Genomic DNA, 16,650 nt, shown 5'->3' on the forward strand with positions numbered 1-16,650 from the left:
TAATTGACGAAATCCCTAATTAAAAAAGTCACAACCTATGAATTCTTCCGGAATTAATCATTATTTAGAAGCCGCTGAAAGATCAGCTAAATGGCATGCTGAGTACAAAGCTGAAATGAAAAAATGCAGATTTGACACCATTGCGGTACATGGCCTATACTCTATGCAGGAAGCACTTGATTATAACCAAGGTTCCATTATTGAACCTATTTATATGTCATCATCACAAGCATATCGTGATTCTGATGAAATGGAAGCAGCTTTAAGTTATCAGATTCCGACCTGGTGTTATTCACGTATTGGAAACCCGAGTATGTATTATCTGGAAGGTGTTCTGGCCATGCTGGAAACTTATGGATCAGATTTGGATGCAAGTTGTTGCGCAACTTCATCAGGGATGGCAGCTATTTTTAGTGCTTGCGAGCCATTTTTAAGCGTTGATCCGAAACGGCCAAATAGTCCAATGAATTTTGTTGCAACATGTCAGGTTTACGGTGGGACTTTTCAGCAATTCGCCATTCGCAAACAACAGGAAAAAGGATCTGAGTGGAGAAAAGTAATCAGTTCGTCCGATATCCGTGAATGGGAAAAACTGATTGATGAAAATACCCGCTTTCTTTATGGCGAAATGCCGAGCAATCCAGGTCAGGCTTTTTTCGATTTAGAAGCCGTTGCTAAATTGGCCCATAAATATGGCATTCCTTTGATCATTGATAATACCGTTGGTTCCCCGGCTTTAATCCGCCCTCTTACATGGGGTGCGCATATTGTGATTCAATCTGTAACAAAATCACTTACTACCAGTGGTTTTGGAGTTGCCGGAGCAGTAATTGCGCGTAAAAACCTGGTTTTAAAAATCGATAATGACGCTCTAAAAGCGGATTTTGCAACCTATATTAAAGCATTGCCCAATCGTGATAATGGACCGAATATTTCACCTATGAATGCCGTCCTTGCATTAAATGATATTCGTACCTTGAGATCGAAAATGGATTTGATGAGTCGTAGTACGATGAAAGTGGCAAAATACCTGAAGAAGCATAAGCATATTGAACAGGTGGATTACCTCGGCCTTGAATCACATCCCTTACATAAACTGGCAAAAAAATACATGGTATTGGTTGATTCTGAGATGGATGAATTATACAATGAAAAGGTAAACCGTTATGGGCATCTGATGTCATTCCGCATTAAAGGAAGTATACAGGATACCCGTGATGTATTTGATGCATTCCAACGCATCTGGCGGGCAACTGATCTGGGCAGAATAAAATCTGTAGCTACCATTCCGGCTATTTCAACCCATCAACAGCAAGGCGAAGAAGCAAGAAAAATAGCCGATGTACCACCAAACCTTATCCGTTTATGTGTGGGTGGAGAACATCCGGATGATATCATTAATGATCTGGATCAGGCTCTTGCTGTTTTGGATGGTAAAAAAGTAATTAGCACTTCACCCGAATATTCAGCCGGTGGAGCTTCCTCTGCTCGATTAAGAAAAAATTAAATAATAAATAATAAAGAAATATGAAAAACAAATTAGCACTCATCGGTTTTGGTACCGTAGGTAAAGGATTATGCGAAATTCTTAAAATGAAGCAAGCCTATCTGAACAAAAAGTATGGCTTTGATTATTCAATAGTTGCAGTTGCTGATTTTGCTTATGGCAATGTATACAACCCTGATGGATTGGATATCGACCTAATGATGAAAGAGGCCGATGCAAAAAAGAAATTCACCAAAGATTTAACAAATCTTGATACTGTGAGCCTGATTAAAACATGTAATGCAGATGTGGTGTGCGAGTTGACCTATACCGATTTAACTACAGGCGGAGCTGCAATTGACCACTGCAAAGCTGCACTATCAGCAGGAAAGCATATTGTTACAAGTAATAAAGGCCCGGCCGCTCTTTTCTATCCTGAAATGAAAAAATTAGCAGATGATCATGGTGTTAAATTTATGATTGAAGGAACTGTTGTTGCCGGTACCCCGATTATCAATTTAACAGATGGTCCATTGGCCGGATGTGAAATCTCAAAAATTCGTGGCATTTTAAATGGAACAACCAATTATATGCTAACCGAGATGGAAAAAGGAATGGATTATGCTGAAGTATTGAAAATTGCCCAGGAGTTGGGCTACGCTGAAGCCGATCCTACTGGCGATGTTGAAGGATATGATGCACGTGGTAAGGTAACCATCCTTGCAAATATCGTGATGGGTGCTTCAATTAAAATTTCTGATATTAGCTGTAAAGGAATTACGAAAATTTCAAAAGCAGACATTGCAACTGCAAAAGCTAAAAATGCACGTTGGAAACTTATTGGTTCGGTTGAAAGGAAAAATGGGAAAGTTTTTGGAAGTGTAGCACCCGAAATGATTGACCTTTCTCACCCGCTTGCTGGAGTGATGGGAGCTACCAATGCCCTAACTTTTACAACTGATTTGATGGGAGATATTACAATTGTTGGACCGGGAGCAGGGAAAATCCAGACCGGATTTGCAATATTAACCGATATCCTTGCGATCCATAGAAATAAAAAATGTTGTTAAACGACCAATATGTTGAATTAAAGAAATAAAGAAATAGTGAAATAAAGAAATAAAGAAATATTGAAATATATCCGGTATGAGTTCTGAGAATTCAAAATATATCACCCTGAATGACCTTGAAGTTTATAAACTGTCGAGAGAGTTGTCATTTTCAGCTTGGGAGATATATCAGTTGTTGGGCAAAGATATTAAATGGGGGATTGGTCAGCAATTTATTCGATTCATTGATTCGATTGGAGCAAATATTGCAGAAGGATACGGACGATTTCATTATTTGGATAAAGTAAGGTTTTATTATCATGCAAGAGGTTCTTATTTTGAAAGTATAGAGCATTGGTTGGAATTGCTACTTGAAAGAAAGCTTATTGAAGGAGATGTGTTTGATAGATTAAAAGAAATTGGAAAAGAACTTCAAATCAAGCTCAACATGATAATCAAAGCTACTCTAAAAGCTAAAGAAGAGAATAAATAATATTTCGATATTTCACTATTTCATTATATCATTTTAAAAATTTAATTCTAATTAACAAACCAAGTTATGTCGTACACCTACAAATGTTTATATGTTGATTTAAGTAAAGGAAGTATTGAAAAGCAAGATTCCGATCGATCTTTACTTGAAAAATATATCGGAGGAAAAGGACTCGGTTTTGCATTACTCGAAAAACTTGCCCCTAAGGTCAATGCTTTCTCTGCCGAAAATCCTGTGATTTTTGCAAATGGTCCATTCACCGGGACCAAGGTTCAAACCAGTGCCCGAACTGCACTCGTTACAAAATCTCCATTAACCAATTCGATGCTCGATAGCCATTGTGGTGGAAACTTCGGCCCTGCGCTAAAAGCAGCAGGATTTGATTATGTTGTAATTACCGGCAAAAGCGAAAAACCCGTTTATCTTTATATCACCGATAAGGTATTAGAAATCAGGGATGCGGCAGATTTATGGGGAAATGGAATTTTTAAAACCACAGATCAGTTAATGGCAGAGCATGCCGGAATTAATCCAAGGGTTGCGGCTATTGGACCGGCTGGCGAAAATCTTTCAAAAATGGCGTGTATCGGGGTCGATAAACATCGTCAATATGGTCGGGGAGGAGCAGGAGCCGTTATGGGCTTTAAAAACCTTAAGGCGCTTGTTGTGGATGGATCAACTCCTATCAAATATTTTAATGAGGAAGTTTTTCTTGAATTGAATAAAAAATTCACACAGGACATTCTCGTGCAGGATGGGATTAAATTCAGGCGAAAAAATGGAACCATGAAGTGCATGAACAGCGGACAGGCCAATGAATTTTTACCTGTTAAAAACTTCAAAGAAGTGGTTTTTGATGACATTGAAAAAATCAATTCGGCGGCAGCACGCGAAGAACTTAACTGGAAAGACACTTCCTGTTTTAATTGTGATATCCGATGCTCAAAATGGGCTCGATGGGATGGCCATGAAGTGGAGGGTCCGGAATACGAAACAACAGCTTTTATGGGTTCAGGCAGCATGGTGAACAGCATCAAAGATGTGACCTGGGCCAATGAAATATGCAATGATTTGGGCCTTGATACCATTAGTGCCGGTATTACCTGCTCTTTTGCAATGGAATGCTATGAGAAAAACCTGATCGAAGATTGGGATGGGCTAAAAATGGAATGGGGCAATGCAAAGGAGCAGCGCAAATTCATTCATAAATTAGCAAATCGTGAAGGAATAGGAACTATTTTCGCCGATGGTACAAGAGATGCCGCATCAAAGATAAAGAAGGGAAGTAGTTCATTTGCCATTAATACATACGGAATGGAAATTTCCGGAGTAAACCCCAAAGGTTGTTTAACCATGGGGGTTGCCATGGCTGTTGCCGATTTTGCATCGCACACGCGTGCATGGATTACCGAGCAGGAAATGGGACCTGAATTTAAAATTGAGGATATTCCCGCTACCATTGCCGAAGGACTTGATACAACCAATGTTCGTAATTGTTTGGTTATTTGTGATTTCGTACCCATGAGCTTGGAGCGGCTTTCCGAATTATTGAACGCGGCAACAGGTTCAAATCATACCAGTGAAAGTCTTCAGAAAATTGGTACCAATCTCACTCATTTGGCCCGAAAATATAATGTGCGAAATGGCCGCAGCTATAAAGATGATACAATCCCCGATCGTTTCTTCGACGAAATTAATTTAGGAGGATTTATGAAGGGAAAAAAACTGGATCGTACTTTTTATAATTCGCTCATAGCCGAATACTATCAAATAAGGGGTTGGAATAAATATGGGCTTCCTAAATATTTTTAGTTTAATTTACTAGGGATGGCTTCCCGAACTCGCTAATGCGAGTCGGGACGCCATCCCAAAGTTTCTTGGGCTTTTCGGGATGGCGTCCTCTTCGAGGAAGCCATCCCAGCCTTGATCCCAGCCTTGAAAAGAGGGACGCCATCCCTTTTATTATTCCATGATCAAATGCTTCAAAACTTCCTCGTTTTGCAAGTTTTTATGATATGCTATAAACTCTTCTCTGCCATCAAACCACGAAAGTACTTCTTCACGTTTCAACAAAGTCGGCAAATTTGAAATAAGCGATTTATATGATGAGTAATCGTAATCCTGAAACCGATCTAGTACTTTATGTTTTTGAGGATTGAAATGAATATAAAACAACAATCTCATCAGATAATCCTTTTCGGTTACCCTCAACCGCTTAAATACATTCAGAAACAGATTGCCGGAGCGGTTCTCTCTTTTATTGAGAAGATTGGTATAGCTCAGCATAAAGCGTTTAAATTGATGGCTGAATTCCGTTCCCTCAATATCTTCATTTATCCTTAATAGTAAATGATAATGATTTGGAAGAAGCGCGTAAGCAAAAACATCCGCGACAGGAGTCATATATTGCCTGAATTTGACCAGGAATAGGTCATAATCGATTCGATCAATAAACACTTTTTCATGATTGTTTCCACGATTAAAAATATGATATGTCGCACCCGGAATGATTGGGGTCAATATTTTTTTTGATGGCATTTTTTAAAATGTTTTGGTTTTGAACTTAATACAGATTTTAATAAAATGTCACCTTTGGATCATGGGATGGCTTCCCGAACTCGCTGATGCGAGTCAGGACGCCTTTGCAAGAAGGGATGGCGTCCCGACCTTGTCGGGAAGCCATCCCTCAATAAATTCCCGGAAAATTAAATAAAATTTCACATTAAGGTTTGCCAACATTGATATATTCCCGAACTTTGTGTAAAACATAAAGAAATGAAAAACGGTGCATATACATTATTGATTACTCCTTTTTTGGAGGATTTAAGTTTAGATGAAAAAGGATTGAGAATCCTTGTTAAAAGGCAGATCGAAGCTGGGATTCACGGAATTGCTCCCTTGGGTGTTACCGGTGAAAATACCTTAATGACAGATAAAGAGGTTTATCGCGTGGTTGAGATCATTGCTGAAGAAGTAAAAGGAAAGGTTTTGATCATTCCTGATACCTGTACGGAAAACCTGAACGTTGCTAAAGAAAGGGTTAAGGTTTACAAGGATTTAGGTGCAGATTATATTTCGGTATTTTGCCCTTATTTCGTTCTTCCCAAAGCTGATGGAATTATTAAGTTTTATGCTGATTTAGCTGATTATTCTGAAGTTCCAATTCTCTTGCATGGGGCTAAGGGTCGCACGGGTGTTGAATTGACCCCTCAAATTTCTGCCGTACTGGCCAAGCATCCAAATATTGTTGGGATAAAAGACGGCAATAAGGATTTAGGACATTTATCGCAAGTAATTCACCTCACCCGCAATGAAGATTTTAAAGTCTTTACAGGAAAAGATACAACTGCTTATGCAACAGCTTTGATGGGAGGTGCAGGAACTTTTACGGTTGCCGGGAATATCGTCCCAGGAATCATGGCTAAAATGATAGATTTTATATTTGAAGGAAAATTAAAAGAAGCTGAAAATATTCATCACGAATATTTTGAAGTATTCGATTCTCTCCGGTTTGAAACCAATCCGATGGCGGCAAAGGCAGCACTTACTTTAATGGGATTGCCTGCCGGTAGTTTGAGGCCGCCTTTAACTCCTTTGAGTCCTAAATATGTAGAAGAAATCAGAACCATTCTATTGGAGAGAAAATTAATATGAACAGGATTTTAATCAAATCACCTGCTACCAGTGCAAATGTTGGGCCCGGCTATGATATTTTCGCCATGGCCCTTAAGTTTCCATACGATGAAATCGAAATTATTTTGGATGAAAGCGGTTTAGTTAAAATTGAGATTATCAATGATGACCAGAATATCCCAACTACTTTGATCGACAATACTGCAGGTCTTGCGGTATTGGAATTACTTAAAAGACAACAGCTTAAGCAGGGGATGACCATCCGTATCATCAAACAGATGAAATCTGGTGGAGGCATGGGAACAACAGGAGCCAGTGCCGCAGCAGCGGTTTATGGTTTAGATAAGCTTCTGAAACTTAATCTTGCGATGAATGAAATGATCGATATCGCGAGAATGGGGGAGGTTGCTTCAGGGGGTTCCCCGCATGCCGATAATGTGGCTGCTTCGCTACTGGGTGGGTTCATTTTGGTGAAAAGTTACAATCCGATAGATGTATTAAAATTGGAAATGCCAGAATTTCCTGTTGTTTTGGCTGCAATTCGGAAGAGCCAACGAACAACAAGGGGTTTTATCACTTACGAAATTGGTCAGGAAAAATTAAAGGAGCAAATGGCCAGATGTTCACGCATCATCCATGCCATTCATACCAAAGATATTCAGGAATTTGGTTCGGCCTTCAGTGTTGATCATATTGCAGAGCCGGTAAGAGGTGCAAGTATTCCGGAATACCTAATCGTTAAAAAACAAGTGATAGGTTCAGGTGCCTTTGGATGCCAGATCAGTGGGGGAGGATCATCGGTAATCGCTGTTTGTAGTCCTGAGAAAGTGGATGAGGTTGCGGATATTATGGAGCAGGGTTTTGCAAATAACCCTTATTTTGTAAAAGTTTATAAAACAACTACAAGCAATCAGGGAGTTCAGATAATCGGTTAAAATAAAAATTTAATAAATACGGATATGGAAATTCGATTTGATAATTTAAATGTATTGGTAACAGGCGCATCCAGAGGAATTGGTAAAGCCATTGCCAGTGAATTCGCCGCCTCGGGTGCTAAGGTAATTGCACATTATCATAAAAATGCTGAAAGTGCAAAAAGGCTCATTTCTGAAATCGACGGTACGGGTCACATTACCTGTCAGGCAGATATTGCTAATCCGGATTCTGTAAAATCGATGGTCGATAAACTTGTGAAGGAATTGGGACATATTGATATTTTGGTAAATAACGCAGGGATTTATGAAGAACTTAATTATTCAACACTTGATTATGATGAATGGCTTGCATCCTGGAAACGAACCATGGATACAAATTTAACAGGTGTTGCAAATCTTTGTTTCCTACTCTCAAAACATATGATCAAAATTGGTGGCGGTAAAATCATCAATATTACTTCACGAGGTGCTTTTAGAGGTGAACCTACTTCTCCTGCTTATGGTGCGAGTAAAGCAGGATTAAACTCATTTGGACAATCGTTGGCAAAAGCACTGGCACCGCAAAAAGTGCTGGTTTATGCCATCGCTCCGGGTTGGGTTGATACCGATATGGCCGCTATAGGAATGGAAGGCCCGAATGCGCAGGAAATTAAAGATCAAAGTCCACTCCGACGAATTGCCCGACCCGAAGAAATTGCCAAATCAGTTGTGATGCTGGCATCAGGAGTTGAGTACATGACCGGCTGTATTCTCGATGTAAATGGGGCTTCATATCTGAGAACTTAAATATATATAAAATATATTTTTTCTTATCAGGCTGTCCAAAAAGTTTATATTTAATCAAAATAGTCACATCGAGCGCCTGCCTGCAGCAGGCAGGAAGTCGAGATGTTTGATTATAAATGGATTCAAGATTTCGACATTTATCCGCCTTTGGTGGAAGCTCAATCTGCCCGTTTAAAAAGCCTTTTTGGACAGCCTAATTACTTCCAAATTATAAGTAAAACAAGTCTTTTATTTTCATAAACTTATAAATTTTGTCGATTCAGGCATTATTACTTACTGTTTTTATAAATTATTCATTTTTTGTTTTGAGTATTTATTGTAATCATTTTATTTCAGAATGATTTGTTAATTTTGCAATCTTAATTTAAATATTCATATGAAGACAGAAAAGACGAACTTTAATCCTGCAAATCAGATTCAGGATTTAGAACAATTTGGTGAGTTTGGGGGCGTAAATCCTGCGATAACGGATTCTGCTACTTTTACATTTATGCAGGCAAAAACGATGCTTGAGACTTTCACAGGAGAGGAGAAAGGATGCTTCTTATATTCAAGGCACTGGAACCCGAGCAATAAATTTTTAGCTGATGCGATGGCTGCAATGGAAGGAACGGAAGCAGCCTGGGTTACTGCTTCAGGGATGGGGGCCATTACCAATGCAATCATGCAAATTTGTAATAGTGGCGATCATATTGTGGCTAGTCGTACCATTTACGGAGGAAGTTATGCTTTTTTGAAGAATTATCTGCCTAAATTCAATATCACGGTAACATTTGTGGATATAACGAACATAGAGCGTGTTAAAAGTGCCATTCAGGAAAATACCAAAATTGTTTATACTGAAAGTATGACCAACCCATTGCTTCAAATTTCGGATATTCCAACATTGGCTGAAATTGCAAATAAGGCCGGTATTCAATTGATGGTTGATAATACTTTTACTCCGATGATCATTTCTCCGGCAAAACTGGGTGCGCATATTGTTGTGTATAGCATGACCAAATTTATAAATGGTAAAAATGATTGTGTTGCAGGTGCTATATGTGGAACTACTGAATTTATCAGTTCATTGATAGATGTAAACAATGGTACTTCAATGTTGTTGGGCCCGGTATTGGATCCTTTGCGTTCGTCTTCAATTTTAAAGAACTTACATACTTTGCATATCCGCATGAAGCAACATAGCTATAATGCCATGTATCTTGCTCAATTCTTACAAAAAACCGGACTTAAAGTAATATATCCGGGTTTGCCCGAGCATCCCCAGCACGAATTATTTAAAAGTATCATGAGTAAAAAATATGGATTTGGCGGGTTGATTGCCATCGATGTGAACAATGCTGATGATGCCGGTAATTTAATGGAATTAATGGAAAAAGCAGGAGTAGGTTACTTAGCAGTAAGTTTAGGTTATTTTAAAACATTGTTTAGTAACTCCGGCAAAAGTACTTCTTCCGAGGTTCCTGAAAGTGAGCAAAAGGAAATGGGTATGTCAGAGGGGTTAATTCGTTTCTCCGTCGGTTTAGACGATGATATCGAACGCACGGCTCAAAAAATTGAAGTGTGTTTGAAGGCAGCGAATTTATTGTCATAAACAGCTTCATATACTTAGGTTAGTTGCAGTACTCATCGTGTGCTGCAACTTTTTTTATGCTTAAAATCTTGTCACTTTTAGAACGAATATAAATTGCATAAATAATGCATACAAATTCAATTAATATGCATTTAATTGTTATTTTTGCTTAATTAACCTAAATAAATCGCATAAAATTACAATCCTATACCAATGATCGTATCTAAAGAATTCATCGTTTCAGTTTCAAATGAGAAACATATCCATTTTGCCAGAGAAATAGAACTTCTGATTGAGCAAGCTACAAATGAAAAAAGTGTTGGTTTAAATCTAAAGAAGGGACACTATATTGATGAGAGGCTCATCAAAGGCGATGCAATAATCGCGACGAAGCAAGGTCGTTTGGCCGGGTTTTGTTATTTACGAAAGAGAGAGGATAAAAATTTGTTATCGATATCGGGTATTGTTGTGGCTCCGCAGTTTCGGAAATTAGGGCTCGCTAAAGCGATAATCAGGGAAGCTTTTGAATTGGTTAGGAAAAAATATCCAAATGCCAAATTGTTTAGTTTAACAAATAGCCCTGAAATAATGAATGTTAATAGCCATCATGGTTATAAACCGATTAATTATAATAAATTAAGTACTTCTGAGTCTTTTTGGGAAGAATGTTCGGAATGCCCTAATTATAATTTCTTAAAGAGAAATAATAATAACAGATGTCTGTGTACGGCAATGTTGTTCAATCCATTTAGTTTTAATATTGAGGATGAACTTGAATTAAATGATCAGGCAGTTCAAAAAAATGCTAAGGTGAGTTAAGAACTATACGTGGCTATAGTGTTTTAATCAAGTAATATATAAGATGTTTGAAATTAGACACAACCTGCCGGCCGCAGGCAGGGATTCAAGACACAACCTGCCGGCCGCAGGCAGGGATTTAAGACACAACCTGCTGGCCGCAGGCAGGGATTCAATACACAAGATTCAAGACGCAAGATTCAAGATTCAAGACTCAAGACACAAGATTCAAGACTCAAGGCACAAGACAAGACACATTCATAACTCATAATTCATAACTCTAACGTCTTATTAGCTCAAAAGGCTAAATTCTAGACATACTGAACCAGTTTCATTAGAAATGCTTAGATCGAATTGAGGTTGATATTTATCTAATTATTGTATATTTATACAGTATTTTTGCTTTAATTTTCAATTAAATGAATAATAAACAACTACGTAAAGTCAGGGTTAAAGAAATGATTCGCGATAATATTATCAGCAGTCAGGATGATTTGCTAAAGCTTTTACGGGACGAAGGTTTTAGTTTAACCCAGGCAACTTTGTCGCGCGATTTGAAGAAAATGAAAATCTCGAAAGTTGCATACACCGATAATACCTATCGTTATATTATTCCAAAAGATTCCCCTTCTAAACCAAAGTCAGGTAACAGGGGTTTTGTTTCCCTCGAATTTTCCGGACATATGGCCGTTGTAAGAACTTTGGCAGGATATGCGAGTCCTATGGCGGTTTTGATGGATAACAGTCCTTCCGATTTATTTACAGGAACAATCGCCGGAAGGGATACCATTTTCGTTGCCTTAAATGAAAAAAATATGGACCGGGAAAAGTTCAAAATTTATTTGGAGAACCTTCTGTCGGACAATGAAGATTAGTTAATTTTTAAATAAAAATCAAAAAAACCATCCTGAAAATTCGGGATGGTTTTTTTGTGTACCAAAAATAGAAATAATTTAATGGGTAAAAATGCGGTTTTAGGAATAAAAGATTTGATTCAGCCTTTAAACATTTTATGAGTTGTTAAATTCCTACTTTTTTTAAGTCAATTGTATCAAAAATATATATTATATTTGCTAGTAGTAATAAGCAACTAATAAAAAATATGAACGATACACATATAAGCTATCTCATGGAATTAGGTCTTAGTAAACTTCAGGCCAAAATATATCTTGAATTACTCAGAATGCCAAATCAAACAGGATATAGGATTGCACAGAGTTTGAATGAACCGGTTGCCAATACCTATAAAGCACTCGAAATGCTTATAAACAAGGGGGTTAGCATTGTGGATGAATCGGGGCCGAAGAAAAAATATGCTGTACTTTCAATTGAGAATTTTTTGAATCAAATTGAAAGCAGCTTCACGAACAAACGAAAGTTTATTGAGGATGAATTTAAAAAGATAAAACCATCGCCCGCTCAGCATGGCATTTTTAAAATCGAAAATATTGGACAACTGTATGAAGTAGCCAAGGCTATTATAAAAAATGCAACAGATATTATTGCAATTGATAGTACCTCGTTGCCCTTAGAAACTCTCAAATCATATTTGGAGCTATCAGCGAAAAAAGGAGTTCAGGTTATTGTAAAAACCTATCGAGAAATAACCATCACAGGCTGTGAAATAGTTTACGCCGAGAAAAACGATCTTAAACTTAGTGAACCTCCATTTCAGTATTTTACCATTACCTGTCCAGGCTATGATTACTTATCCGCCTTACTTAACATTGAGAATGAATCTATCATTGAGGCCATAAGTAGTAAAAGTAAATACTTATCGTTTATGGTTTATAACGGTATGTTTTCTGAATTTGCCCTCACGAAAATATTATCAAGCTTGAAGGATAATATGGCACCCAATAACATTCTGGATGAGTGGGAAGGGATGTCCACAATCCGGCCAAGTAAAATTAATGCAACAAAAAGTTATTTCACTTCAAGTTAAAATTTAAACATTAAAACAATGCTATGAAAAAAACAGATTTATCCCTAAAAAGTATTTGGCTTAGCCCTCTAATGAAAATCATTATTTGTGGTCTGGCTTGTATTCTGTTACCTATTCTAATCAATAAATTAATACTGGAAAGCCTATTCCAATTTATTGGCTTCAATGAAAACTTAAGCAGGGCAATACGTGCAATCATCTCGGCCTTTATACTGATGCCATTGTTATATCATTATGTATTAACTAAATTTTATAAGCAAAAACCATTTGATATAAAAGCACTAAATCCATGGTCAGGAGTTTTTTGGTTTGCCGTTTCTGTGCTTTTTATTGGATTGGTTTATTTCATTTTTATACTATTAGGTTTTATTCAAGTGACCGAATTCATATCACCTAAACTCTTATTGGTGAACGGAATTTTAATAATGAGCATGGTGATTATTGAAGAAATATTCTTTAGAGGGATATTTTATAATATTATTGAGGGTCGTTGGGGAACACTTGTTGCACTTCTGACATCTTCCATTCTTTTTGGAGTAATGCACCTACCTAATGAAAATACAAGCATAGCGAGTTTTTTAAGTGCGATCTCCGGTGGAATAGTTCTTGGTATCCTTTATACCTATACCAAAAATTTATTAGCACCAATCACATTTCATTTTGGCTGGAACTTAACACAAGTTTTATTGGGCTATGGGTTATCGGGTGGAAACGAATTTGCTGATTCTTACCTTTTGAAGTTTAAAACTTCAGGATCGGACATCATTACAGGAGGTGTTTCCGGAATTGAAAACTCTATTTTAGTTAGCATCCTTCTCTTCATCTTATTTTTGATTTTATTTAAGATGAGCCGTCAGGCAAGGTTGCTGGTGCCTGCGAAGAAAGATGCTTAAGTGATTTAAAAAATTTTAACAAAAAAACCATCCTGAAAATTCGGGATGGTTTTTTTGCAATATTGATTTTTTTAATCCATATAATTCTCAATGGGCTGACAAGTACAAATCAAATTCCTGTCGCCTAAAGCATCATCGATTTTTGTTACCGTTGGCCAGTACTTATCGTTATGCGACCATGGTTTTGGATAAACAGCTTTTTGTCTTGAATAGGGGAACTTCCAATCATCAGAAGTTGCCATTTCAGCCGTGTGAGGTGCATTATGAACCACATTATTATCCTTTGCAGCAGTTCCATTTTCTATTTCCCGAATCTCTTCGCGAATGGAAATCATGGCATCAATAAATCGGTTCAACTCATAAAGTGGTTCGCTTTCGGTTGGCTCAACCATCAAAGTGCCATGAACAGGGAATGCAACTGTTGGTGCATGAAAACCGTAATCCATTAAGCGTTTGGCTATATCGATGACCGGCATATCAGCAGTTTTGAAAAATTCATTACAATCCAATATCATTTCGTGGGCAACCCTGTTGTGTTTTCCGGTATACAAAATCTTGTAATGACCTTCAAGGCATGTTTTCAGATAATTGGCATTTAAAATGGCGTATTTTGTTGCCTCTGTCAATCCCTTACCACCCAGTAATTTGATATACCCGTAGGAAATCGGCAATACCAAAGCACTTCCGTAAGGTGCTGCAGAAACTGCACTGGTACCTTTAGCATCTTTACCATAAATATGTTTTGGTAAAAAGTCGACCAAATGAGCAGCAACTCCAATTGGGCCGACACCCGGTCCACCACCACCGTGAGGAATGGCAAAAGTTTTATGCAAATTTAAGTGGCAAACATCCGCTCCAATAACTCCGGGGTTTGTTAGGCCCACCTGCGCATTCATATTGGCTCCATCCATATAAACCTGTCCGCCGTTTTCGTGAATGATATCCATAATTTCCAAAATTCCTTCTTCGAATACGCCGTGGGTGGATGGATAAGTCACCATTAAGGCACCCAAATTATCTTTGTGCTCTTCAGCTTTAGCTCTTAAATCCACTAAGTCGATATTACCATTTTCGTCGCATTTGGTAACTACAACCTTCATTCCGGCCATAACTGCACTTGCAGGATTGGTTCCGTGTGCCGATGATGGAATTAAACAAATGGTACGATGATATTCATTTCTGCTACGATGGTATTCGCGAATCACGTTTAATCCTGCATATTCTCCTGAAGCTCCTGAATTTGGCATGAACGATATGGCAGCAAAGCCGGTAATTTCGCACAAATCTTTTCCTAAATTTTCAACCAACTCCAAGAAACCTTCGGCCTGATCGGCAGGCACAAAAGGATGAATTGCGCCAAATTCGGGCCAACTGATCGGGAACATTTCAGCACCTGCGTTTAGTTTCATGGTGCACGATCCCAACGGGATCATCGAACGATTCAACGACAAATCTTTAATTTCCAATTTTTTAATATATCTCATCATTTCAGTTTCTGAATGATAAGAGTTGAAAACCTCATTGGTTAAGAATTTACTGCTTCGTTGAAGCTTTTCCTGAACTTTTATTTCCTGACAGGTTTTACAGATAGGGGTGTCGAAAAGATGTTTTCCTTTTGATTTGGCCAGAACATATAAAATCTCTTGTACTTCAGGACGACCGGTAGTTTCATCAATGCTGATCCCGATATGGGTATCATCAATATACCTGAAGTTTATTTGATGTTCTTCGGCAATTTTTCTTAAATCAGCAATCTTAACATTTTCCGGTAACTTAACTTTTAAGGTATCGAATAAATATTCATTTTCTTGCTCGTACCCATAAACCATCATTTCTTTTCCCAAACAAACAGCCAAACAATGAATATCTGCGGCTATGTCAGTCAATCCTCTTGGTCCATGATATACTGCATACATACTTGCCATAATTGCAAGCAGGGCCTGAGCAGTACAAATATTTGAAGTGGCACGTTCGCGCTTGATATGTTGCTCACGAGTTTGCAGGGCCATTCGTAAGGCTCGGTTTCCATTCGCATCCTGTGATATTCCAATGATCCGGCCCGGGATATTTCGTTTGAATGCCTCTGTAACAGCAAGGAAAGCAGCATGAGGGCCACCATAACCCATCGGAATTCCAAATCGTTGGGTTGAACCTAAAACTACGTCGGCACCCCACTCACCGGGAGGGGTTAACAAAGTCAAACTGAGAAGATCGGCTGCAGCAATAACACTGATACCGCTTTCATGGGCCTTTTCGGTAAATTTCCTGAAATCGTGAATGGCACCAAATTGATCAGGATATTGAACGATGGCACCAAATATATTTTCGTTGAATTCAAAGTCGGTATGATTGCCAAATACCAAACCTATATCAAGCGAAGTTGCCCTGTTTTTTAGTACATCAATGGTTTGAGGAAATAAAGTATCGGATACAAAAAATTGTGAAGCACCGCTTTTTACCATGGCACGGGAGCGACTATTAAATAGCATGATCATGGCTTCGGCAGCTGCAGTGGCTTCGTCGAGCAATGATGCGTTGGCAATGGGTAAGCCGGTTAAATCCGAAATCATGGTTTGGAAATTCAGCAAAGCCTCAAGGCGGCCCTGTGAAATTTCTGCCTGATAAGGAGTATAAGAAGTATACCATCCCGGGTTTTCCAGTATATTTCGGATAATTACCGCAGGCGAAATGGTATTGTAATATCCTTGACCTATATAGGTTCTGAAGATTTTATTTTTTGAAGCGATTTGTTTGATATGATTTAAATATTCAAACTCATTCATTCCGGAAGGTAAATTCAAAGGTTTTTTAAGACGAATGGTTCTTGGAACAGTTTCGTCGATTAAGGCATCCAAAGAAGCAACCTTAATTTTTTGAAGCATTTTAAATGTTTCGGTTTCTCGCGGACCATTGTGCCGGCTAACAAAATTCTTAATCATTTTATTAATATTATCGTTATGTATTTGTAGGAAAAAATGAACTTAATTGTTGCCGGCAAAGATAAATAATCTTTGTTGATATCGGGATCGTTTTTTACAGATTTGTGAATAAATTCACAG

Annotated in this window: 14 protein-coding genes; 12 read left to right on the plus strand and 2 right to left on the minus strand. The window is 38.0% G+C overall.

The genetic code is table 11. The annotated features are described in order from the left end of the window. The first annotated feature begins 37 nt into the window (after nucleotides 1-37). The 4 genes from KKG99_14045 to KKG99_14060 all read left to right on the plus strand — a co-directional run bounded on the left by KKG99_14045 (nucleotide 38) and on the right by KKG99_14060 (nucleotide 4,840). Nucleotides 38-1,507, plus strand: coding sequence for an aminotransferase class I/II-fold pyridoxal phosphate-dependent enzyme (locus tag KKG99_14045; GenBank protein MBU1014117.1), 1,470 nt, complete (start codon nucleotides 38-40; stop codon nucleotides 1,505-1,507). Nucleotides 1,508-1,527: 20 nt separating this feature from the next. Beyond that, nucleotides 1,528-2,556, plus strand: coding sequence for a homoserine dehydrogenase (locus tag KKG99_14050; protein ID MBU1014118.1), 1,029 nt, complete (start codon nucleotides 1,528-1,530; stop codon nucleotides 2,554-2,556). A gap of 76 nt (nucleotides 2,557-2,632) precedes the next feature. Then, complete coding sequence (locus tag KKG99_14055) at nucleotides 2,633-3,028, plus strand: four helix bundle protein (protein ID MBU1014119.1); 396 nt, start codon at nucleotides 2,633-2,635, stop codon at nucleotides 3,026-3,028. Between the two features lie 66 nt (nucleotides 3,029-3,094). Further along, a complete protein-coding gene (locus tag KKG99_14060; protein ID MBU1014120.1) occupies nucleotides 3,095-4,840 on the plus strand; it encodes an aldehyde ferredoxin oxidoreductase family protein in 1,746 nt (581 codons plus the stop codon). Between the two features lie 150 nt (nucleotides 4,841-4,990). Here KKG99_14060 and KKG99_14065 read toward each other — a convergent pair whose 3' ends face one another. Further along, a complete protein-coding gene (locus KKG99_14065; protein MBU1014121.1) occupies nucleotides 4,991-5,566 on the minus strand; it encodes a hypothetical protein in 576 nt (191 codons plus the stop codon). Between the two features lie 237 nt (nucleotides 5,567-5,803). On the opposite strand from KKG99_14065, the gene dapA reads away from it, so the two are divergent. The 8 genes from dapA to KKG99_14105 all read left to right on the plus strand — a co-directional run bounded on the left by dapA (nucleotide 5,804) and on the right by KKG99_14105 (nucleotide 13,591). Further along, complete coding sequence (gene dapA, locus KKG99_14070) at nucleotides 5,804-6,682, plus strand: 4-hydroxy-tetrahydrodipicolinate synthase (protein ID MBU1014122.1); 879 nt, start codon at nucleotides 5,804-5,806, stop codon at nucleotides 6,680-6,682. Beyond that, nucleotides 6,679-7,596, plus strand: coding sequence for a homoserine kinase (locus KKG99_14075; protein MBU1014123.1), 918 nt, complete (start codon nucleotides 6,679-6,681; stop codon nucleotides 7,594-7,596). Before dapA ends, KKG99_14075 begins: the two co-directional genes overlap by 4 nt. 24 nt (nucleotides 7,597-7,620) lie before the next feature. After that, nucleotides 7,621-8,382 (plus strand): SDR family oxidoreductase, encoded by a 762-nt coding sequence (locus tag KKG99_14080; GenBank protein ID MBU1014124.1) that lies wholly within the window; start codon nucleotides 7,621-7,623, stop codon nucleotides 8,380-8,382. 376 nt (nucleotides 8,383-8,758) lie between these two features. Then, the gene (locus KKG99_14085) at nucleotides 8,759-9,976 is read left to right on the plus strand and encodes an aminotransferase class I/II-fold pyridoxal phosphate-dependent enzyme (protein MBU1014125.1); all 1,218 of its coding nucleotides are present in this window, start codon (nucleotides 8,759-8,761) and stop codon (nucleotides 9,974-9,976) included. Nucleotides 9,977-10,168: 192 nt separating this feature from the next. After that, nucleotides 10,169-10,774: a GNAT family N-acetyltransferase gene (locus tag KKG99_14090; GenBank protein MBU1014126.1), complete on the plus strand. Its 606-nt coding sequence runs from the start codon at nucleotides 10,169-10,171 to the stop codon at nucleotides 10,772-10,774. Between the two features lie 398 nt (nucleotides 10,775-11,172). After that, nucleotides 11,173-11,628, plus strand: coding sequence for an arginine repressor (locus tag KKG99_14095; protein MBU1014127.1), 456 nt, complete (start codon nucleotides 11,173-11,175; stop codon nucleotides 11,626-11,628). Between the two features lie 227 nt (nucleotides 11,629-11,855). Beyond that, entirely contained in the window at nucleotides 11,856-12,698 is an 843-nt protein-coding gene (locus KKG99_14100; protein ID MBU1014128.1) for a hypothetical protein, read from the plus strand. Between the two features lie 23 nt (nucleotides 12,699-12,721). Further along, on the plus strand, nucleotides 12,722-13,591 hold the full coding sequence (locus KKG99_14105; GenBank protein MBU1014129.1) for a CPBP family intramembrane metalloprotease: 870 nt from the start codon (nucleotides 12,722-12,724) through the stop codon (nucleotides 13,589-13,591). A gap of 71 nt (nucleotides 13,592-13,662) precedes the next feature. On the opposite strand, the gene gcvP is transcribed toward KKG99_14105, so the two are convergent. Next, nucleotides 13,663-16,530, minus strand: a complete 2,868-nt coding sequence (gene gcvP / locus KKG99_14110) for an aminomethyl-transferring glycine dehydrogenase (protein ID MBU1014130.1) — start codon at nucleotides 16,528-16,530, stop codon at nucleotides 13,663-13,665. Nucleotides 16,531-16,650 lie beyond the last annotated feature (120 nt).

The sequence above is a fragment of the Bacteroidota bacterium genome (assembly GCA_018816945.1).
Taxonomy (GTDB): Bacteria; Bacteroidota; Bacteroidia; order Bacteroidales.